The organism is Algoriphagus sp. NF, assembly GCF_028823735.1.
GTDB lineage: Bacteria > Bacteroidota > Bacteroidia > Cytophagales > Cyclobacteriaceae > Algoriphagus > Algoriphagus marincola.
In genome coordinates this window covers 100,453-121,287 of sequence record NZ_JAPEIB010000008.1, presented here as the reverse complement: position 1 = coordinate 121,287, position 20,835 = coordinate 100,453, and the positions used below count along the sequence as shown (strand labels likewise).

The 20,835-nt window shown below is 44.1% G+C and carries 18 protein-coding genes; 15 read left to right on the top strand and 3 right to left on the bottom strand.

The genetic code is table 11. From position 1 onward, the window contains the following. Window positions 1-82 precede the first annotated feature (82 nt). The 3 genes from zwf (at window position 83) to OU792_RS05780 (ending at window position 3,503) form a co-directional block, all read left to right on the top strand. Entirely contained in the window at window positions 83-1,615 is a 1,533-nt protein-coding gene (zwf, locus tag OU792_RS05790) for a glucose-6-phosphate dehydrogenase (RefSeq protein ID WP_134200306.1), read from the top strand. A gap of 11 nt (window positions 1,616-1,626) precedes the next feature. Beyond that, window positions 1,627-2,340, top strand: a complete 714-nt coding sequence (gene pgl, locus OU792_RS05785) for a 6-phosphogluconolactonase (RefSeq protein ID WP_274669706.1) — start codon at window positions 1,627-1,629, stop codon at window positions 2,338-2,340. Between the two features lie 113 nt (window positions 2,341-2,453). Further along, window positions 2,454-3,503 carry an NAD(P)-dependent alcohol dehydrogenase gene (locus OU792_RS05780; protein WP_274669705.1) on the top strand — a complete coding sequence of 350 codons (1,050 nt, stop codon included), beginning with the start codon at window positions 2,454-2,456 and terminating at the stop codon, window positions 3,501-3,503. A 154-nt stretch (window positions 3,504-3,657) separates the two neighbouring features. Here the strand turns inward: OU792_RS05780 and ruvB are convergent, their stop codons facing one another. After that, window positions 3,658-4,689 (bottom strand): Holliday junction branch migration DNA helicase RuvB, encoded by a 1,032-nt coding sequence (ruvB, locus tag OU792_RS05775; RefSeq protein ID WP_026946302.1) that lies wholly within the window; start codon window positions 4,687-4,689, stop codon window positions 3,658-3,660. Between the two features lie 383 nt (window positions 4,690-5,072). Here ruvB and OU792_RS05770 point away from each other — a divergent pair, with 383 nt between their 5' ends. The 10 genes from OU792_RS05770 (at window position 5,073) to acs (ending at window position 16,591) form a co-directional block, all read left to right on the top strand. After that, window positions 5,073-6,137, top strand: coding sequence for an FAD:protein FMN transferase (locus tag OU792_RS05770; RefSeq protein WP_134200300.1), 1,065 nt, complete (start codon window positions 5,073-5,075; stop codon window positions 6,135-6,137). A gap of 88 nt (window positions 6,138-6,225) precedes the next feature. Next, window positions 6,226-6,978 carry a ZIP family metal transporter gene (locus OU792_RS05765; RefSeq protein ID WP_134200298.1) on the top strand — a complete coding sequence of 251 codons (753 nt, stop codon included), beginning with the start codon at window positions 6,226-6,228 and terminating at the stop codon, window positions 6,976-6,978. Window positions 6,979-7,279: 301 nt separating this feature from the next. Continuing rightward, the gene (locus OU792_RS05760; protein WP_134200296.1) at window positions 7,280-7,702 is read left to right on the top strand and encodes an IS1 family transposase; all 423 of its coding nucleotides are present in this window, start codon (window positions 7,280-7,282) and stop codon (window positions 7,700-7,702) included. Between the two features lie 188 nt (window positions 7,703-7,890). Then, the gene (locus tag OU792_RS05755) at window positions 7,891-9,288 is read left to right on the top strand and encodes a porin (protein ID WP_446698878.1); all 1,398 of its coding nucleotides are present in this window, start codon (window positions 7,891-7,893) and stop codon (window positions 9,286-9,288) included. Window positions 9,289-9,299: 11 nt separating this feature from the next. Then, a complete protein-coding gene (locus OU792_RS05750; RefSeq protein ID WP_024284321.1) occupies window positions 9,300-9,563 on the top strand; it encodes a DUF4212 domain-containing protein in 264 nt (87 codons plus the stop codon). A 20-nt stretch (window positions 9,564-9,583) separates the two neighbouring features. After that, a complete protein-coding gene (locus tag OU792_RS05745) occupies window positions 9,584-11,287 on the top strand; it encodes a sodium:solute symporter family protein (protein ID WP_134200292.1) in 1,704 nt (567 codons plus the stop codon). A 95-nt stretch (window positions 11,288-11,382) separates the two neighbouring features. Next, entirely contained in the window at window positions 11,383-11,592 is a 210-nt protein-coding gene (locus OU792_RS05740; protein ID WP_134200290.1) for a hypothetical protein, read from the top strand. Further along, window positions 11,585-14,320: a sensor histidine kinase gene (locus tag OU792_RS05735; RefSeq protein WP_274669704.1), complete on the top strand. Its 2,736-nt coding sequence runs from the start codon at window positions 11,585-11,587 to the stop codon at window positions 14,318-14,320. Before OU792_RS05740 ends, OU792_RS05735 begins: the two co-directional genes overlap by 8 nt. Beyond that, window positions 14,317-14,673, top strand: coding sequence for a response regulator transcription factor (locus OU792_RS05730; protein WP_026946294.1), 357 nt, complete (start codon window positions 14,317-14,319; stop codon window positions 14,671-14,673). Before OU792_RS05735 ends, OU792_RS05730 begins: the two co-directional genes overlap by 4 nt. A gap of 25 nt (window positions 14,674-14,698) precedes the next feature. Then, window positions 14,699-16,591 (top strand): acetate--CoA ligase, encoded by a 1,893-nt coding sequence (gene acs / locus OU792_RS05725; RefSeq protein WP_134200286.1) that lies wholly within the window; start codon window positions 14,699-14,701, stop codon window positions 16,589-16,591. 33 nt (window positions 16,592-16,624) lie between these two features. On the opposite strand, the gene OU792_RS05720 is transcribed toward acs, so the two are convergent. After that, window positions 16,625-16,798, bottom strand: coding sequence for a hypothetical protein (locus OU792_RS05720; protein WP_166669364.1), 174 nt, complete (start codon window positions 16,796-16,798; stop codon window positions 16,625-16,627). A gap of 97 nt (window positions 16,799-16,895) precedes the next feature. On the opposite strand from OU792_RS05720, the gene OU792_RS05715 reads away from it, so the two are divergent. Further along, the gene (locus tag OU792_RS05715; RefSeq protein WP_134200284.1) at window positions 16,896-18,830 is read left to right on the top strand and encodes a DUF294 nucleotidyltransferase-like domain-containing protein; all 1,935 of its coding nucleotides are present in this window, start codon (window positions 16,896-16,898) and stop codon (window positions 18,828-18,830) included. Beyond that, on the top strand, window positions 18,827-19,495 hold the full coding sequence (locus tag OU792_RS05710; protein ID WP_100628577.1) for a 3'-5' exonuclease: 669 nt from the start codon (window positions 18,827-18,829) through the stop codon (window positions 19,493-19,495). The genes OU792_RS05715 and OU792_RS05710 overlap by 4 nt, the downstream gene beginning before the upstream one ends. Here OU792_RS05710 and OU792_RS05705 read toward each other — a convergent pair whose 3' ends face one another. Continuing rightward, window positions 19,496-20,812 (bottom strand): DUF4403 family protein, encoded by a 1,317-nt coding sequence (locus OU792_RS05705; RefSeq protein ID WP_274669703.1) that lies wholly within the window; start codon window positions 20,810-20,812, stop codon window positions 19,496-19,498. It lies immediately after the preceding gene. Window positions 20,813-20,835 lie beyond the last annotated feature (23 nt).

The following is a 20,835-nucleotide window of genomic DNA, read 5'->3' as shown; positions in this document are numbered from 1 at the left end:
CTGATCAGCTTATTTGGGATTTTGAGAAAAAAACTGAATCACGACTTCTGATATTTCCCATTTTACAACAAAGCTCCCCCCTATGAAAAAAACACCCAACCAGATGCTTATCATTTTTGGTGCTTCTGGGGATCTCACTTCAAGGAAGCTCATTCCGGCCATATACAACCTTTTTAAAGGCGGTCATTTATCCAAAAATTTCTGTGTCCTAGGAGTAAGCAGGAGCAATATGACCGACGAGGAGTTTCGGACCAAAGCCATTTTGGAAAGCCCTTTTCTTCAAAAAGAAAACAGCAAAGAAGACCCTCAAACCATGCAGGCCTTTGCAGAACAATTTCACTACCAAGACTTGGGTAATGACTATGACCACAGCTATGACTTACTGGCCAATCGGATAGCTTCTCTGAATGAACAGCACGGCACCTCTGGGAATTACATTTTTTACCTTTCGACGCCTCCGAGTCTCTATGAGGTAATCGCCAAAAACCTGTCCGAGGCAGGACTCAGCAAGGAAAAAGATGGTTTTAGACGCTTGATTGTGGAAAAGCCTTTCGGCTATGATCTCGAGTCAGCCAAAACCCTAAACGATGCGCTGCATCACTATTTCGATGAAAAGCAGGTTTATCGAATCGATCATTACTTGGGAAAAGAGACAGTGCAAAACCTGCTCGTGACCCGATTTTCCAATTCCATATTCGAGCCGCTCTGGAATCGACGCTACATTCACCATGTGGAAATCACCAATGCCGAAACGGTAGGAGTGGAAAAAAGGGGAGGCTATTACGATAAATCGGGAGCACTTCGGGATATGTTTCAGAGTCACCTATTGCAAATTGTCTCTCTGCTGGTGATGGAGCCACCCATTTCCTCCGATGCGGAGGAGATTCGGGATGAAAAAGTCAAAGCCCTCAAATCCCTCCGAATCATGAAATCGGACGAGGAAATCGTCAAAAACACGCTGAGAGGTCAGTATGTGAAAACCGAAATTGATGGAAAAACGGTCAAAGGTTACCGGGAAGAAGAAGGGGTAAATCCCGAGTCCACCACCGAAACCTACGCGGCAATCAAGTTTTTTGTGGATAACTGGCGATGGAAAGGCGTTCCTTTCTATGTTCGTACCGGAAAGGCCATGCCCACCAAGGTCACCGAGGCGGTCATTCACTTCAAGACGCCTCACCATGAAGTCTTCATGAGCCAAGACGCTTACCGCAAGGACAACAAGCTAATCATTCGAATCCAGCCCGATGAGGGGATTTTAATCAAATTCGGAGTGAAAGTTCCGGGCCTAGGATTTCATGTGGAGCAGGCGAATATGGAATTTTATTATTCCGATCTAGAGTCCGCCCAGGTCATGGATGCCTATGAGCGTCTGCTACTAGACGCCATGCAAGGCGATACTACGCTCTACGCCCGTGCCGATGAGGTGGAAGCTGCTTGGCGATTTGTAGACCCCATATTGAAATGCTGGGAAAACAACCCCGCCGTCAATACCTACGGCTATTCGGTGGGAACTTGGGGACCTCGCAATTCGGACGAACTGATCGAAGATAGCTTTGGCTGGCGCAACCCCGGAGATTTGCTGACCGATGAAACAGGATTTTGTATTCTTTGCTAAACCAAAAACCCATGGAAACCCGAATTTTTGAAAATAAAGAAGCTGTAGCCAAAGGCTTTTCTGCGTATTTGTCCGATCTGATTGATAGTAAATCGGAGATTCATATCGCCCTTTCCGGTGGCAGTACACCCAAGATTGTTTTTGATGAATTGGCAGCTAAGTATAGGGAAAAAATCGACTGGAAAAAGGTGCATTTCTATTGGGGAGATGAGCGCTGTGTACCGCCGAGTGATTCGGAGAGTAATTTTAAAATGACTCAGGATCACCTGCTCTCAAAAATTGAAATGCCTGCAGAGAATGTGCATCGAATTCAAGGTGAAAATGATCCTAGCCAAGAAGCCAAACGCTATTCCGAAGTACTGCAAAAGCATTTGCCTGCAGAAAGTGGAATGCCTCGCTTTGACTTGGTGATCTTGGGAATGGGAGACGACGGACATACGGCGTCGATTTTTCCGGACTCCATTGATCAGTGGGAAGCCAAAGACCTTTGTGTGACGGTAGCACATCCGGTATCCGGACAGATTCGGGTATCCCTTAGCGGAGGAATCATCAACCGTGCTGAGACCGTGGCCTTTTTAGTGACTGGAAAAAGCAAAGCAGAAAAGGTGCGTGAGGTGATCCGAAAAGAAGGAAATTTTGATTCCTATCCAGCCAGTTTGGTGAAGCCTGAAAGCGGAAACTTAATTTGGTTTTTGGACGAGGATGCGGCAGCAGATTTAAGATAGCAACTAGTAGCCATGAGAATCAAACTCATGGCTTTTTTGATACCAGCAAGCCTAAACTTTCTAAGAAATGGCCTGCTTTTAAAACATAAACTTTAACCAAAATCAATCTTTTTATGAAAACTGTAAAAGCTTTTGCAGCCGAAAAGGCAGATCAACCTTTAGGCCCTTTTAACCTCCAACGCCGGACCCCAAGACCTTCCGACGTGGAAATTGAGATTTTATATTGCGGCGTATGTCACTCTGATATCCATACTGCCCGAAATGAATGGGGTGGAACCATCTACCCGGTAGTACCAGGTCACGAGATCGTTGGTAAGGTAACAGCTATCGGATCTGATGTAAAAAACCACAAAGTGGGAGATACAGTGGGTGTAGGATGCATGGTGGATTCCTGTGGTACCTGTGGAAACTGTGAAGAAGATCTGGAGCAATTCTGCGAAAAAGGAATGTCGGGAACCTATAGCTCTTATTTACAGGATAAAAAAACAGTCACTTATGGAGGTTACTCGACTTCAATCGTGGTGACTGAAAAATTTGTACTGAAAGTATCCGACAAACTACCCCTCAAAGGTGTGGCTCCATTGCTTTGTGCGGGCATCACGACCTATTCCCCGCTTCGCCATTGGAAAGTGAAAAAGGGGGACAAGGTCGCCGTAGTAGGACTAGGAGGACTGGGTCACATGGCTGTCAAGTTAGCTTCCGCTATGGGAGCTGAAGTGACAATGCTTAGCCGATCTCCCGAGAAAGCAAAAGATGCTGATAAACTCGGCGCCCATCACTTCGAATTAACTACTGATCCGGAGAACATGAAACGGCTGAAAGGAACTTACGATCTGATTATTGATACCGTATCGGCATCTCACGATTACTCAGCCTACTTAAACCTTCTTCGTACCGATGGTGTGATGGTTCTTTTAGGTGTTCCACCCACTCCTGAGCAGATTCATGCTACTTCTTTGATTTTTGGAAGAAAAAGCTTGGCGGGATCACTTATAGGAGGAATCAAAGAAACCCAAGAAATGCTGGACTTCTGTGCGGAGCATGGCATCGTATCGGATGTGGAGATTATTCCAATGGACAAAATCAATGAAGCATATGAACGTACGATCGCAGGAGACGTGCACTATCGATTTGTTATTGATATGGCTTCGCTGAAAGATTAAAAAAAATAGGCCTCAGGAAATTCCTGAGGCCATTTTTAGATATCGAATAGTCTTCCCATCTAGCTATCCTGCTTTTCCAAAAGCAGAAAAGACCAGGATTATACACTTGTCCGGCTCCCGGAGAAGCAGGACAGCATCCTCCCAAAATCCAGTTTTAATCCCCAAAAAGACTCCCTGTACCGGGATTTGGTTTGATCTTTAGGTGTTGATAGGCGAGTTCGGTGGCCATTCTTCCCCGGGCAGTACGCTTCATGTAGCCCTCCTGAATCAGAAAAGGCTCATACACTTCCTCGATAGTCTCAGCTTCCTCTCCACAGGCCGTGGCGATCGTGCCTAGCCCTACGGGACCTCCCTTGAATTTCTCGATGATGGTCAGCAGGATGCGGTTATCCATCTCGTCCAGGCCATGCTCGTCCACATCCAAGGCATCCAAGGCCATCTTAGCAATATCCAAAGTGATCCTACCATCTCCCTTTACCTCAGCAAAATCCCGGGTACGGCGCAAAAGCATATTGGCAATACGCGGCGTGCCTCGGCTTCTTCTGGCGATTTCAAAGGCAGCTATTTCATCGATAGGAGTATCCAAAATTCCCGCTGACCGGGATACGATATCCGTCAGCAGCTTCGCATCATAGTACTCGAGGCGGGAGTTGATCCCAAATCTTGCCCGGAGGGGAGAAGTCAGTAGCCCCGAACGGGTAGTCGCCCCTATCAGGGTGAAGGGACTGAGTGTAATCTGCACCGAGCGGGCATTGGGGCCTGAGTCCAGCATGATATCGATGCGGAAATCCTCCATGGCCGAGTAGAGATACTCCTCCACGATGGGATTGAGTCGATGGATCTCATCGATAAAAAGTACATCTCCCTCCTCCAGATTGGTCAGCAAACCGGCCAAATCCGATGGCTTGTCTAGCACCGGACCTGAAGTGATTTTAATCCCTGCCTGAAGTTCATTGGCAATGATATGACTGAGGGTGGTTTTTCCCAAACCGGGAGGCCCATGCAAGAGGACATGATCTAGCGGTTCGCTCCGCTTTTTTGCTGCCAAAACAAACACCTTGAGATTCTCCACAATCTTGGCCTGACCGGTAAAATCCTCAAAACTCAAGGGACGTAATGCCCGCTCAAATTCTTGATCCTTGGGGCTTAGGCTTTCTTCGTCTCCGCTCAGGTAGTCTTCTCTCATGGTTTTGCTTTGATACAAATATAGGGATTCTACAAGTCGCTAATTATTTGATTTAGCGATTTTCGTGTTTTATAGATGGAAGCGGGAAGTATGGAGAAGGAAGCTCTTGAGATTCATTCGAGAATTGACTTGAGAACAAACCAGCCTTTCATACCTTTTAATTTATGATAGATTTTATCCACAAGCTGAAAATTGAGCTAAATTTGAATCTCTTTAGAAGGTGAATAGCCTCTAATAATCACGAAGAAAATTGGTTGAAAATCCGGGTGGAAATTAAGGTTAAGCAAACAGCAGACATCGGTCGTCCTTCATCGGACTTTTAAAATTGATTTGAAAAAACGCAGTAATTGAGATTCCTTCATAATCACATTTATCACTAAACTATGCGATCCAACCAACAAAAAAACATCATTTACTCCCTGGTACTTCTCTTGATGGTATTGGCGGTTTATCTCTGGAGAAATCGTGGCCAAGAAGAATCGGAGTCTGTACAGGAAACGGTTTATGAAGGTCGGATTTCCATTTCCGGACAAACCATGGGAACCAGTTATCAAATCAGCTATTTGGATACCAAAGGGAGAGATTTGAAGTTTTCCGTGGACTCCCTACTCCTTGTTTTCAACCAAAGTTTATCCACCTATATCCCAGACTCCGAGATCAGCCGCTTCAACCAGCAAGACAGCCTGGTTTTTGACCTGCCTTATTTTCCTCAGGTACTGAAGGCTTCCAAAGATATTTTCCAAAAAACAGATGGAGCATTTGATCCTACAGTTGGACCATTGGTCAATGTGTGGGGTTTTGGTCCGGATGGACCAAGCCTGAAAGATTCGGTAGAAATCCGGGATCTTCTGAATCTGGTAGGTTTTGACAAAGTCATCTTTGATGAAAAACAAGTCAGAAAGACTGTTAATGGCTTGTATTTGGATTTTTCGGCTATTGCCAAAGGTCAGGGAGTGGATGTAGTAGCTGATTTTTTGGAAGAAAAAGGTATTAATGATTTTTTGGTAGAAATCGGAGGAGAATTGGTGGCAAAGGGTGTGAATGACCGAGGTGAAATCTGGAAAGTAGGCATCAATAGACCCGAGGAATCAGCCACCGCATCAGATCTGTATTCCATCATTGCTTTGGATAACCAAGCGATGGCTACCTCAGGCAACTATCGAAACTTCTATGTTCAGGACTCGGTGAAAATTTCCCACACGATTGATCCAAAGACAGGCTATCCCGTTCGGCACAATTTACTTTCGGCTACTGTCGTAGGGCCTGATTGTATGACCGCCGATGCCTATGCTACAGCTATGATGGTCATGGGACTGGAAAAAGCTATTGCTCTCGATGAAGAGACTGAGGAGATCAAAGTATTTTTGATTTATAGCGACTCAAATGGTGAATATCAATTTCATGTAAGTGAAGGGCTTAAGCCATACTTATCCTTTCCTACCAACTGATAAGAGGAAATAAATGCAACATTATTGAATTTTCTTACCTTTGCCATGGTTTTCAAACATGGCCGGAAAAAACTGGCCTTGTCCCGACATGGTATTAAACTTTATTCTTCTTTTTTTCACAGTACTCCTGGCTGGCTCATTGGTGTTTTTTGCGCCTAGTTGGAAGGATAAGTATTTCAAACTTTTCCTGGTATTTGCAGGATCTTATCTTTTCTCGATCACGATTTTACATATCATTCCGGAGCTATTTGATAGTGGCTTTGATAGTGCCAAAATGGGGCTATATATCCTGATTGGCTTTCTCCTACAGCAGATTCTGGAGTTTCTATCGAGTGGTATCGAGCACGGTCATATCCATTTGCCACATGGTCCAAAGTCCAAAGGCGTTTTGACCGTGATGTTGGGTTTGTTTATTCATGCATTTCTGGAAGGCACACTTCTTTCTCATGGTACTTTGATGGGCGAAACGGATGCACACATCGGGCATGTGCACAGTGAAAACACGCTTTTACTGGGTATTATCCTGCATAAAGGTCCTGCAGCTTTTGCCTTAGCGGCTGTAATATCTCAAGTCTTAAGTAAGCGATGGACCTTGATTTTACTGGTGATATTTGCCTTAGCATCTCCACTGGGTATGATTTCGAGCTCGCTTATTTTCCAATCAGGAATTTTGGAAAAAGAGTGGATTGGAGTACTCTATGGCTTGGTCTCAGGAGGATTCTTGCATATATCCACCACCATTTTCTTTGAAAGTAGCCCTCATCACAAATTACAACTCAATAAACTCTTGGTCAGCTTTCTGGCGGCAGGTTTAGCAATTATTTCAGAGTTTTTGATTTGAGATTAAAAATATGGAAATACGGAATCATGCCCGTATCCTCAATCTCTTTTGAAATCAGGCTGGAAGTAGGAAGAAAGAAGATCGAAGTATTAGGCTTCTTCATATAAAAGCTTGTTTTAGACCGTTTAGCTTTAATATTGGCAGGGGAGCAAATAATCATTTTTTAGAAAGATTCGACTAGATATAAGTCTCAATCACCAAATTTCTTTCTGTTTCGGATTGATTTTTCTATTTGAAAATGAATATTTGCTAAATAGATATAGTTTCGCTAATTTTCTATAGTTCATAATGAAAATGAAATATGGAAAAGCCTTTTTGTCCCAAATGCAATCATCCTAAAGTAGTAAAAAGTGGAATTGTAGGCGGGCGGCAGCGATTCAAGTGCAAAAAATGCAATTATCACTTTTCGGTGAATAAAATTGGGAAAGGCATTGATTCCTACTATGTAGTCAAAGCTTTACAGCTATATGTAGAAGGAATCTCCTTTCGGGAAATCGAAAGAATATTAGGTGTGAGTCATGTATCTGTCATGAACTGGGTCAGGCAATACAAGGTCAAAGCCCCTGAGCAATATGACTATCGACCTACCTATAAGGTGCTCAGTCATGATGAATTAGTGAAATTCATGACTAAAAAGGAAAATCTACAAGGGTCAGGAATGCTGCTCACAGAGTTGGGTGATAAGTTTATGATGATCAAATGGGAGCGATTTAAAAATAGCTAAACAAATAATATTTGGGTAGCTATATTTTTTTAGCAAAAAAAGACATCTGTTTTTTGATTTGAAATCCAACTCCACATCTTGGGTCACCTCTTTTCTACAGGCCTGGAAAAGAGGCACCTACAACCCAGATAACCATGAAAAACAATGTCACCGTGCTTTTGAGCATGTGTGGAGTCCTTTTATTAGGGATGCCCACCTATGCCCAAAAACGAACCCAAGAAACCGAAAGGCCTAAAAAAGCAAACCAGGATTTTGTAGACCATACCTACAAACCCCTCACGCTGAAGCTCAATGATGACGGATCAAAATATATCCGCTTCCTACTCTGGAATCAAATGTGGGCACGAGTCATCCAAAACAATCCTGGAACCCTCGATGTAGCCGGAAACCCACAATCCACTACAGCGGATATTGGCATTCGAAGAGCGAGAGTTCTTGCTTATGCAGAAATTTCCCCTCGCTTTCTGATCCTAAGTCATTTTGGCATCAATAATCAAACCTTTACCAATGGGGGAATTCCCGGAGGAGGACTGACAGGTAATCCAGGGAGCAATCCTGTGACAGTGGATCCTGAAACAGGTTTGGGCTCTGCCTCAGGTATGTCTGCCAAAAAACCTCAGCTTTTCTTTCACGACGTATGGACAGAGTTTAAAGTCACCAATGAGCTCTATCTCGGGATGGGCCTCCACTACTGGAATGGAATCTCAAGAATGACCAGTCATAGTACGCTTAACTTTATGGCTGTCGATGCGCCGATTTTCAATTGGCCACTAATCGAACTTACGGATCAATTTGCGAGACAGTTTGGCTTCTATGCGAAAGGAATGCTCGGTAAGCTCAACTACCGAATGGCTCTCAACAAACCATTTTCTGTGGGAGCTGGAGGCAGATACGACGAAGCTACTTCACGCCCAATAGCTGCTAATGTGATCAATGATCATTGGGCTACTCAAGGCTACTTTGACTATCAGTTTTGGGATAAAGAAAATAACAAGCTCCCCTATTTTGTAGGTACTTACCTGGGAACAAAACGAGTATTCAATTTGGGTTTTGGCTGGCATCATCATAGCGATGCGACTAGCTCAAAAAACGCTGCCGGAGAGACTCAAAACCACGCTATTTCACTATTTGGGCTGGACGCTTTTTTAGACATGCCTCTCAATAAGGCAACAGGAACTGCGCTCACCCTTTACTCAGTCTATTATCACTATAATTTCGGCCCCAATTACATCCGAAATGTAGGAATCATGAATGTGGGCTATGGACGTGGAAGTAGCCAAAATGGCCCTGGAAATGCTCAACCAATGATCGGAACAGGGCAAATATTCTACACGCAGGGAGGCTTCCTTTTACCTGAAAATATCTTAGGAGACAAAGGAAAATTACAGCCATTCGGAGCGATCACCCACAAGAATTTTGAATACTTTGAGGAAGGGAATTGGCAATATGACCTCGGCATGAATTACTACATCAATGCACATCAAGCCAAAATCACCTTCCAGTACAGTCAGCGCCCTATTTTCGACAATTTCAGAAGATCAGGTTCTGCCGGTGAATTCATTTTGCAGACACAAATATTTCTCTAAACCCAATAACCATGACAGAAAACAAATTCAGTAAAGAAGCCTACTGGAAGAAAAACCTCAAACTTCTGGGGATTCTCCTCCTCATCTGGTTTACCGTTTCATTCGGATTCGGAATCCTACTTGTCGATCAGCTAAACGCCATTAAAATCGGAGGATTTAAACTCGGTTTTTGGTTTGCCCAGCAGGGCTCTATTTATGCCTTTGTGCTTTTGATTTTTGTATATGTGTACAAGATGAATAAGCTCGACAAGGAATTTGATGTAAACGAAGAATAAGCCCCTAAACCCCAAATAACATGGATATTTTAACTTGGACCTATATACTGGTGGGCTTATCATTTGCCCTCTACATCGGAATCGCCATCTACACTAGGGCAGGTTCCACCAAAGAATTTTACACGGCTGGAGGTGGAGTTTCTCCTTTGGCCAATGGAATGGCTACAGCAGCTGATTGGATGTCTGCTGCCTCATTTATTTCGATGGCTGGTTTGATAGCCTTTTCTGGCTATGACGGATCCGTTTACCTGATGGGATGGACCGGAGGCTATGTGCTTTTGGCACTATTACTTGCTCCATATCTAAGAAAATTCGGAAAGTTTACCGTGCCTGACTTTGTCGGAGACCGATACTATTCGAATAAAGCCCGGGTGGTCGCAGTCATCTGCGCCCTTTTCATCTCCTTCACTTATGTGGCAGGGCAGATGCGTGGAGTGGGTATTGTTTTCTCCAGATACTTGGAAGTGCCCATCGAATGGGGAGTAGTGATCGGGATGTGTATCGTCTTTTTCTATGCTGTTCTTGGAGGCATGAAAGGAATCACATACACACAGGTCGCTCAATATTGTGTGTTGATCTTTGCCTTTATGGTTCCTGCCATCTTCGTCTCCATGCAATTGACCAGCAACCCAATTCCACAATTAGGCTTGGGTAGCACAGTCGCAGATGGTACTTACCTTTTGGACAAATTAGACGGAGTCTTGGGTGATTTGGGCTTTGCGGAGTACACTTCTGGAAGGAAAAGCACAATTGACATCTTTGCGATTACCCTTGCACTCATGGTAGGAACGGCTGGTCTTCCACACGTAATTGTAAGGTTTTTTACCGTCCCAAGGGTGAAAGACGCAAGACTTTCGGCAGGTTATGCCTTGGTATTCATCGCTATATTATACACCACAGCCCCCGCAGTAGCAGCTTTTGGAATATATAATGCTTTAGATTCGGTGGCTGAAAAGCCTATAGACAATCTTCCCGAATGGGTCGGTAATTGGCAAAAAACCAATTTGATTGCGATCGATGATAAAAACCAAGACGGAATTGTCCAATATGCTGCTGATCCGGCCACTAACGAACTCTCCATCGACAAAGACATCATGGTGCTTGCCAGTCCTGAGATAGCTGAGCTACCCAATTGGGTAATCGGACTCGTGGCAGCCGGTGGAATGGCAGCTGCACTGTCGACTGCAGCTGGGCTTCTCCTAGTTATATCTACTTCTGTATCACGGGATCTTTTCCGCACCTTCAAGCCAGATATGACCGAAAAGCGCGAGCTTTTGATTGCACGTATTTCTGCTGCGGGAGCGGTTGTATTGGCCGGCTATTTTGGAGTGAACCCTCCTGGATTTGTCGCCGAAGTGGTAGCTTTTGCTTTTGGATTGGCAGCCTCATCTTTCTTCCCGGTAATCATCATGGGAATCTTCTCCACCAAAATTAACAAGGAAGGAGCCATTGCAGGTATGGTCTCAGGCTTACTTTTCACCCTAATCTACATCGTTTATTTCAAGTTTGGAGTGACTTTATTTGGACTTAGTCCCGAAGCGGTTTCTGCGGATAAGTATCTCTTTGGTATTTCTCCGGAAGGAATTGGGACGGTGGGAATGGTACTCAACTTCCTAATCTGCTATGGTGTATCCAAATTCACACCAGCTCCGCCTCAGGATGTACAGGACATGATTCAGGAAATCCGTATTCCTCGCGGTGCGGGTGAGGCACACGACCATTAATCCTAAAAAAGAGAAAGCCGGAGGAATACCCGTGCTTTCTCTTCTTTTAGCCTCCCAAAAGGATTATCTTAAGTGTTTGATTTGACCCAAAAACCATGAAAGAAGAACGGAAAAAGCAGTTTCTCTGGGCTATTTTTATTTTTGGCCTTTTCCTACTGAACTATCCGGTGCTGGCGATTTATGACATCCCCGAGCGCTGGCTGGGCATACCATTATTGTATTTGATGGTCTTCGGAATTTGGCTTTTTCTAATCATAGCCATGGTAATCTTCCTTCGAAAGTCGAATTCAAAAGCGAATGTTTAGTAATCTGCTGATCATATCGTTCACCTTCGGATACTTGGCACTGTTATTTGCCATTGCATGGTTTTCGGAGAAAAAAGCCAAAACCGGCCGCAAGCTCTCCAATCATCCTGCAATCTATGCCTTGAGTCTGGCCGTATATTGTACTGCTTGGACCTACTATGGATCGGTGGGAAGAGCAGCTACTCACGGACTAGATTTTTTGACCATTTACATAGGGCCAAGCCTGGCAGCACCACTTTGGTGGATCGTCTTGAGGAAGATTATCCGCATCTCCAAAGTCCAAAATATTTCTTCCATCGCTGACTTCATCGCCAGTCGCTATGGCAAAAATGTAACCCTGGGAGGAATGGTCACTATTTTGAGTTTGGTGGGGATTTTACCTTATATCGCCATTCAGATTAAGGCGGTTTCCTCTTCCTTTCAGATGCTACAGGATTCACAGAGTTTCGATTTGGCGATGGGAATTCCTTTTTACCAAGACACAGCCTTCTATTTATCCTTGGTCTTGGCAGCCTTTACCATCCTGTTTGGCACACGGGCAATTGAGGCTACCGCCAAACATGAAGGGATGGTTATGGCAGTAGCCTTCGAGTCTGTCTTTAAACTCATCGCATTCTTGGCAGTAGGGGTTTTTGTTAGCTTTTTCGTTTTTGAAGGTTTTGGGGATCTCTTCAATCAAAGTGCTCAGCAAGGTCTTGATAGCCTATTCACTCTTCAAGGTGAAAATGGTGCCATGGAGTGGTTTCTGATGGGTCTGCTGTCCATGATGGCGGTTTTATTTCTGCCGAGGCAATTTCAAATAGGAGTCATCGAAAACACGAGTGAAAAGCATATCGATACGGCGATGTGGCTTTTCCCACTCTACCTCCTTTTGATCAATCTATTTGTCCTCCCCATCGCATTCGGTGGCATGGTGTATTTTCCAGAGGGCTTGTTTCAGTCGGATACTTTTGTACTGGCTTTTCCACTAGCCTTGGGCGAAAAGTGGCTAGCCATCCTAGTTTATCTCGGTGGATTCTCGGCTGCAACCGGAATGATTATAGTATCTACCATCGCCCTGAGTACCATGATCAGTAATTATCTGGTAATGCCGATCTTACTTTCCTTTCCTGGATTTCAGAAAAGGAATCAACACCGCTTGGGACAAATCTTACTTTTTTCAAGAAGACTATCCATCCTTCTAGTGATACTTGCCGCCTATTCATATTATCATCAAGTCGCAGCACAATTCACTTTAGTCTCCATTGGCCTTATTTCTTTTGTAGCCATAGCCCAATTCGCCCCTGCCCTTATCGGTGGAATCTACTGGAAACAGGCTAGCAGAAGAGGGGCTCAAACAGGAATTTTGGTTGGTTTTGCTATTTGGTTTTACACCTTGGTCTTACCAACTATGGTGAATGTGGGATACTTTTCGGAAAGCCTTCTACAGCATGGCCCATTTGGCTTGAGTTTTTTAAGGCCTGAGGCGCTTTTGGGCCTTTCGGATCTGAGTTACATTTCTCATGGACTTTTTTTCAGCTTGGCAATGAATATTTTCTGCTTCGTAGGAGTCAGCCTTTTTACTATTCAAAGCTCAAAAGAGCACAATCAAGCCGTTGTGTTCGTGGATATTTTCCGACTCAGTAAGTCTATGGATTCGTCAGTAGTCTGGAAAGGACAAGCTTATTTACTGGATTTGAAAACACTCTTAACCAATTTTCTCGGGGAAAAGAAAACAGCCAAAGCTCTTAAAGACTTCACTACAAATACAGGAAAAGAACTGGATGAAAAGGCCTTGGCCGATCCTGAATTTGTCAATTATTCAGAGCGTCTTCTGAGTGGCGTCATCGGTGCGGCCTCAGCTCGAATCTTGGTTGCATCCGTAGTCAAAGAGGAGGAAATCCGAATGGAAGAGGTCTTGGATATTCTAAAGGAATCCAGCGAAATCAAGGCTCTCAACAAAGAGCTTGAAGCAAAAAGCCGAGAACTCAAAAAGGCCTCTAAAAAGCTTCAGGAATTGATCCAAAAACTTCAAATCAATGATCTACTGAAGGACGAATTTATCTCTACCGTGACCCATGAGATGAAAACACCCATCACATCCATTCGGGCATTTTCGGAGATAATAAAAGAAGATGAGCTACCCGAAGAAGAGCGTAATCGATTTTTGGAAATAATCATTCAGGAAACTGAGCGGATGAGCCGATTGATCGATCAAGTGCTGGATTTGGAGCGTTTCGACTCAGGAAAGCAGAAAATGAATCTCCGGGAAGTTGATCTACTTGAACTTATCAGAGAATCTGCAGAATCAATCCGCCAAGTGATGGTAGAAAAAGGATTGAAGTTTGAGCTTCAGCTAGCTGAAAGCATAAAAAAGCAAAACTTGGACCCAGACCGAATCAAGCAAGTTTTGCTGAATTTACTTTCCAATGCATCAAAATTTGCCCGCTCTGAGGTAAAAATCAAAGCTCAATTTGAAGGCAATTCTTGGACGATTTCGGTTTGGGATGATGGCCCGGGTATTCCCTCAGAGGAGATCCCTTACATCTTTGATAAGTTTTTTCAAGCCAGAAATCAAAACAGTAAGAAGCCGGTAGGAAGTGGGTTGGGGCTGGCTATTTCCAAAAAAATCATTGAATCCCATCAGGGAGAACTAAGCGTTGATCGAAAAAATGAATGGACCTACTTTGAGATCAAGCTGCCGATTTTGATTACTAAACCACAAGAAAAACTGACCCAAACACTATGAGTAAGATATTAATCGTCGATGACGAACCAAATATTCTCCTGTCACTGGAATACCTCTTAAAAAAAGATGGACATCGCGTTTTTATCGCTCGTGATGGAGAAGAGGCCATTGGCATAGTGGACAAGGATTCCCCAAGTCTGGTAATTTTGGATATTATGATGCCCAAAGTGGACGGCTATGAGGTCTGTAAATACATCAAGAATCAGGACCCATCTGTCAAAGTGATCTTTCTTTCTGCAAAAAGTAAGGAGCAAGATATTCAGAAGGGATTGGCTATCGGGGCGGATTTGTATTTGACCAAACCCTTTGTCAATAAAGACTTGGTAGCAAAAGTAAAAGCAATATTGAACTAATTAAATAAACCTAAAATAAAAACCCATGAGCGATCGATTGCATACCCTGAGCGGGTACCTCTACGAATATCAAAAAAGTGTGAGCCAGCCTGAGGAATTTTGGGCAAGAATTGCCGATTCATTTTTCTGGAGAAAACGCTGGAACAAAACGCTGGAATGGAACTTCGAAAAGCCAGACGTGAAATGGTTTGCAGGAGGAAAGTTGAACATCACTGAGAATATTTTCGAGAGACAACTTTTTACCCATGCAGATCAGGCTGCCATCATTTGGGAGCCCAATGATCCCAATGAAAAAACACGAACCCTTTCCTATCGGGAATTATATGAAGAAGTGAATCGATTTGCCAATGCCCTCAAATCCAAGGGTATACAAAAGGGAGATCGGGTCATTATCTACATGCCCATGGTGCCCGAGGCAGCAGTGGCTATGCTGGCCTGCGCCCGAATTGGTGCCATTCATTCCGTTGTTTTTGCAGGATTTAGTGCTTCAGCGCTAGCCGATAGAATCATCGATTGTAAAGCAAAGGCTGTTTTGACTTCTGATGGCAATTTCCGAGGAGCGAAGAAAATTCCTGTGAAAGCCGTCGTTGACGAAGCCTTGGAAAAAGCCTCCGTCGAAAGTGTCATTGTGTATCAGCGAACCAATCAAGAGGTGACCATGAAAGAAGGTCGAGACTTCTGGTGGCACGAGGTGGTAGCAAACGAATCTACTGAAAACAAAGCAGAAGAGATGGATTCTGAGGACATGCTATTTATCCTTTACACTTCCGGATCAACAGGCAAGCCCAAAGGAGTGGTCCATACGACAGGTGGATACATGGTTTATACCAAATATTCATTTGAAAACGTATTCCAATACTCCCCCGGTGATGTTTATTGGTGTACGGCTGACATTGGCTGGATTACAGGGCATTCCTACATCGTCTACGGTCCATTATTGGCGGGGGCTACCACCTTGATGTTTGAAGGTGTACCGACATTTCCGGATGCCGGACGCTTCTGGCAAGTGGTAGAGAAGCATCAAGTAAATCAGTTTTACACTGCCCCGACTGCAATTCGCGCTTTACAGGCCTACGGAACTGAGCCCATTGAAGGCAATGATCTTAGCTCGCTGAAGGTACTTGGGTCAGTCGGAGAGCCCATCAATGAAGAAGCTTGGCATTGGTATCACACTCATATCGGAAAAGGAAAGTGCCCGATCGTAGACACTTGGTGGCAAACGGAGACAGGAGGAATCATGGTATCTCCACTAGCTGGAATTACCCCAACGAAACCTGCCTATGCCACGCTTCCACTACCAGGAATCCAACTCACCATCGTAGATGCCGATGGGAAAGAGCTCACTGGAAATGGAGTAGAGGGAAATCTTTGCATCAAATTCCCTTGGCCATCGATGATTCGTACGACCTACGGAGACCATGAGCGGTGCAAGCAAACATACTTCTCTACCTACAAAGGAATGTACTTCACCGGAGACGGCGTAAAACGAGATCATGATGGATATTACAGAATTTTAGGCCGTGTGGATGACGTCATTAATGTCTCCGGACATCGAATGGGTACGGCCGAAGTAGAAAACGCCATCAACGAGCACCCACTTGTCATCGAATCAGCAGTGGTCGGGTATCCGCATGAAGTCAAAGGTCAGGGAATCTACGCCTACGTCATCTGCGATATGAAAAACAGAACTGAAGAAAATTTGGTCGCTGAGATCAAGGATACAGTCTCCAAAATAATCGGTCCGATCGCCAAACCGGATAAAATTCAAATCGTGCCTGGGCTACCCAAAACCCGATCGGGTAAAATCATGCGTAGAATTCTTAGAAAAGTAGCAGAAGGTGTCACCGAAAATATGGGGGATACCAGTACACTACTCGATCCGGAAGTAGTCAATCAGATTATTGAAGGAAGGAAATAAACAATAAAGGAGCTAAAAAATCAGCTCCTTTTTTTAGTCCTTAGGTGAAGAATCCTCCTCCTCTGCCTCTAGTTCAATGGAAGAAACAATTGAATCCTGAGAATCCATTTCCTGCTTGTAGAAATTATGAACACCAACCATAAAAGCGACAATCAAGGCCCAAAAGAGCCTTTTAATTGGTCGGATGAATTGGGAAAATGATTTCATTTAAATAATTTGAATCAAGTCAAGTACAAAAAGTTAACCAAATTAATTTTTGCCAGTTTGGCAGAAAAAATTCCAAAATACACTCTTTCCTTTTCCAATGAGTAATGTCATCATCAATCGGGTAGCCGAATTTCTCAGAAAGCATCCTCCGTTTTCATTTTTGGAAGAGGGCGACCTGCTATCTGTGGCTCAATCGGTAGAAATCAGCTACCTATCTAAAGATGAATGGCTTTTTCATCAGGGAGAACCTGCAAGACCTCATTTCTTCATTCTCAAAGAAGGACAAATCATGCTTCAAGAAGCTGGTGAAATCCGAGAATACTGTGATGTGGGTGATGTATTTGGAATATTGGCTTTGCTGGGGAAAAGACCCTACGTGCTTGACGCACTTGCGGGAGAGAATTGCCTTATCTATGCAATACCGGTAGCTATTTTTGAAAAGCTTTTGGAGAAAAACCCAAAGGTATCGCTCTATTTTGCTGCGGGCTTTGCTGCGGGACAGGTGGTATTCAAAGCGGATTTGGAAAAGGGGCAGGAGGCCCGAATGGAATTTAGCCGCAAGTCTGAGGACCATTCGTTATTGATTTTTTCGGGGCAGAGTGCCTTCCGTATTTCCAAAAATGTCCTGACTTGCCAGCCTGAAAACACCATCCGAGAAGCAGCTCAGTTTATGGATGAGCGTCAAGTCAGCAGTATTGTTATCTGCAATGAGCACGGGTATCCCCTTGGGATTATTACTGATAAGGATTTACGAAGTAAGGTTCTTTCTAAAGGCATTTCTCCTGATGATTTCTGTTCGGAGATCATGTCTAGCCCGGTGATTACCAGAAAACCGGATACGGCTTTTGCTGATCTATATCTCAGCATGATCAAAAACCGCCTTCACCACCTCATTCTCACTGAGGATGGCACAGCAGAGAGTCCCGTGTCTGGAATTCTTTCCGATCATGATATTTTACTTTCCATGGGAAACTCTCCTGCTGTGCTCATCCATGCTCTCAACAATGCCGGCACCATTGAAGAAATGGCGCAAATCCGGGATCGTGCAGAAACTATGCTCCGCTACTATCTAGAAAATGAGGTGGCCATGGATTTCGTAGCGGGTGTGATGACAGAAATTAATGATGTCATCATTCAGCAAGCCATTGCTTTTGGCAAAAAATACTTGAGAAAAGACTACCCGGAAATGGAAAAGGTGCCATTTGCTTTTCTCTCATTAGGCTCAGAAGGAAGGGAAGAACAGTTGCTTCGCACCGATCAGGATAATGCCATACTTTATGGGAATGTAGAAGCTGACCTTAAAGAAAAAGCACAAGAATACTTTCAGCAACTGGGAAGCTATGTGGTAGAGGCCATGCTTACTTGCGGATTTAGCGCATGCCCGGCAAATATCATGGCTTCCAATGCGGATTTTGTTTTACCCCTTTCGAAATGGAAAGCCAAATTTACCGAATGGATTCTTCACCCAAGCCCGGAAGCCTTGCTGAGATCATCCATTTTCTTTGATTTTCGAGTGATAGCAGGTAATCTGGCTCTCGGTGATGAGTTGAGCTTTCATGTCTTCGAAGAAATCAAAAAGAAGCCGGTCTTTTTAAATTTCTTAGCAAAAAATGCCCTCCAAAACCCTCCGCCATTGGGTTTTTTCCGAAACTTTCTGGTAGAAAAATCAGGTGAGCATCGGGATCAATTTGACATCAAAGCCCGAGCAATGATGCCGCTTACCGATTTGGCGAGGCTTCTTGTGTTGTATCATGGCGTATCGGGTATTAACAATACCTTCAAACGATTCGAAAAACTCGCTGAGATCGAACCCAACTATAGGGAGCTTTTTACCCAAGCAGCCAAAGCCTATGAAATTCTGATGCGTATGCGGGCCATTGAAGGTCTTCAAAATGGCAATAGTGGACGCTATATTGCTCCCGAAAAATTGGGGAAAATACAACGTCAGCTTCTCAAAAACACCTTTGGCCCTATCGGAGAGCTTCAGGATATTATCCAGGTCAGATTCCAACTTGACTTCTTCCGCTCATGAGCTGGTGGCCATTTCGACCGGAGGAAAAAAAAGAGTCATTTGTCGAAGAATATTTGGCTCTTTTTAAATCGTCTATTCCTCCAATCCGAAAAATCAACCAGCTGGAATTCATCGTCTTAGATACGGAGACCACAGGCTTGGATGTCAAAAAAGATCATATCATTTCCTTTGGTGCGGTAAAAATCAAACAGGGAAAAATCCGGGTTGATTCAGCGATTGAACTTTATCCTGAGTCTTCAAAAAGTCTCGCGAATACCGCAAAAATTCACGGATTGATCAATCGGGAAAACCTGCTCAGTCCAAAGACTTTCAGCCAAAAACTGCTGAGCTATCTGGGCTCAGGAATAATCGTTGGGCATCATGTGAATTTTGATCTGGAAATGCTTCAAAAAATATCCTCACCTTTTGGTTTGAAGAGTTTTCCCAATCCACATTTGGATACCTTAGACCTTGCTGTCCGACTGGAGTACGGACCACATATCAACTGGAATGAAATACCGATGCGGGAATTCGGGCTAGACCAACTTTGTGAGCGATATCAAATTCAAACTGAAGACCGACACACAGCTGCTGGTGATGCTTTTTTGACAGCTCAGCTTTTAATCAAAATGCTCAAGTCGGCCGAGACAAAAGGAATAGATAGCTTTGGAAAGCTTTTTCGCTAATTACTTCCAGCTGATATCAACTTTCCCTTCGATCAGCATGTGAATCAGCAATTCATCGACTAAAGGATAAAATCCACCGGGTGCTAGACTCAAATCCTCCAAGCGAAGATCTGCAATGGGAGTTTCTAGTTTTAGTTGCCCCTGAAAAGAGTCTAAAGTGCCCTGCAATAATTCATCAATGGGAAACCTTGCCTGTCTTTCTATCCTTCGGATAATCTTCCCCTTTTTGAAAGCTACCGCCCACTTTACTTTGGTACTTTCTGTGACCACTTTGAAGTTGATATCTTGTAGCTCTAACTGCTGTTCCACTTGATCAAAAGAGGGTTTACCTACCACGTAGATCTCTCCTTCCAACTGTTCCCCATCTGATCGGATAGCCAAAAAGTCTGCTCGAACCATAAGCAACTCACCAAAAGGACCGGTCTGCAGATTGGATAGCTGCATGGTGGTTTTTTTATCCACTCGGATAGGCGAACTGCCTAAGAAATTGCCCAGTTCCTGATCGAGAAATTCATATCCTATTCCAATAGGAACTCGCGCTGAAATAAGGTTTTTCTCCTCTCTTCGCTGAGTCAAATTCGGAAGTGGAAAAGCTCTCGAAGGCTTTGCCTCCATTGGGTGGCTCTGGATTTTTCCCTTCAAACCTAAGAACAAATCCAGCGCATTATTCCCAGAAAACTGCTCATCAAAACCTACTTCTTGAGGCTGAATCGAGAATGCTAGGTTTTGGTTTTGCCAACTCACCTCAAAAGGCTTTCCTACCTGCTGCCAAAGAATATCAATCCAGGGTTTCAATTGAACCAATTCCTGCTCAGGACCTAGATTCATCGCTGCCCATCGCCGGATTTGACGCTCAAGCGTGCCAGTCAAGTCCAGTTCTATGCCCAAAACTTCCAGTGTCAAATCTCCACCAAGCTCAACCAATTCAAAATCGTGGACCGATAGAGACCAATTAGGGTTGACCTCAGGATTGATTCGAATCAGAGGCGCAAAATTTTCGTCCAAAGGAACTCTTCTCCTGAAAAGACTCCCGAGTCCTCCTTGTTTCAAGCCGACTTCCCCCTGTATCTGCAAAGGAACTCTCAATTCTAAATGCTCCTTGCTTAAGGTCTTCCAGGTTACCTTTCCAGCCCGTCTAATCTGCAGATTCCCCTCCAAACCATTTCCCAGATCTAAATCATCTTCTTCTACCAAGATTTGTGGAATCTGTGAATTGATCAAACGGTCGAAAGACGCCGCCGGCATTTGTGCAGGTAGGGATACTTCCGATAGGGCCTCCGGTACAATCGGAGAAGTTCCTAGACTTGATATATCCAAACTTTTACAGGAAAAGAAGAAAA

Bases quoted from the DNA above. Each gene is read 5' to 3' on its own strand.
- zwf (WP_134200306.1), top strand. From the start codon at position 83: ATGAAAAAAACACCCAACCAGATGCTTATCATTTTTGGTGCTTCTGGG.
- pgl (WP_274669706.1), top strand. From the start codon at position 1,627: ATGGAAACCCGAATTTTTGAAAATAAAGAAGCTGTAGCCAAAGGCTTT.
- OU792_RS05780 (WP_274669705.1), top strand. From the start codon at position 2,454: ATGAAAACTGTAAAAGCTTTTGCAGCCGAAAAGGCAGATCAACCTTTA.
- ruvB (WP_026946302.1), bottom strand. From the start codon at position 4,689: ATGAGAGAAGACTACCTGAGCGGAGACGAAGAAAGCCTAAGCCCCAAG.
- OU792_RS05770 (WP_134200300.1), top strand. From the start codon at position 5,073: ATGCGATCCAACCAACAAAAAAACATCATTTACTCCCTGGTACTTCTC.
- OU792_RS05765 (WP_134200298.1), top strand. From the start codon at position 6,226: ATGGTATTAAACTTTATTCTTCTTTTTTTCACAGTACTCCTGGCTGGC.
- OU792_RS05760 (WP_134200296.1), top strand. From the start codon at position 7,280: ATGGAAAAGCCTTTTTGTCCCAAATGCAATCATCCTAAAGTAGTAAAA.
- OU792_RS05755 (WP_446698878.1), top strand. From the start codon at position 7,891: ATGCCCACCTATGCCCAAAAACGAACCCAAGAAACCGAAAGGCCTAAA.
- OU792_RS05750 (WP_024284321.1), top strand. From the start codon at position 9,300: ATGACAGAAAACAAATTCAGTAAAGAAGCCTACTGGAAGAAAAACCTC.
- OU792_RS05745 (WP_134200292.1), top strand. From the start codon at position 9,584: ATGGATATTTTAACTTGGACCTATATACTGGTGGGCTTATCATTTGCC.
- OU792_RS05740 (WP_134200290.1), top strand. From the start codon at position 11,383: ATGAAAGAAGAACGGAAAAAGCAGTTTCTCTGGGCTATTTTTATTTTT.
- OU792_RS05735 (WP_274669704.1), top strand. From the start codon at position 11,585: ATGTTTAGTAATCTGCTGATCATATCGTTCACCTTCGGATACTTGGCA.
- OU792_RS05730 (WP_026946294.1), top strand. From the start codon at position 14,317: ATGAGTAAGATATTAATCGTCGATGACGAACCAAATATTCTCCTGTCA.
- acs (WP_134200286.1), top strand. From the start codon at position 14,699: ATGAGCGATCGATTGCATACCCTGAGCGGGTACCTCTACGAATATCAA.
- OU792_RS05720 (WP_166669364.1), bottom strand. From the start codon at position 16,798: ATGAAATCATTTTCCCAATTCATCCGACCAATTAAAAGGCTCTTTTGG.
- OU792_RS05715 (WP_134200284.1), top strand. From the start codon at position 16,896: ATGAGTAATGTCATCATCAATCGGGTAGCCGAATTTCTCAGAAAGCAT.
- OU792_RS05710 (WP_100628577.1), top strand. From the start codon at position 18,827: ATGAGCTGGTGGCCATTTCGACCGGAGGAAAAAAAAGAGTCATTTGTC.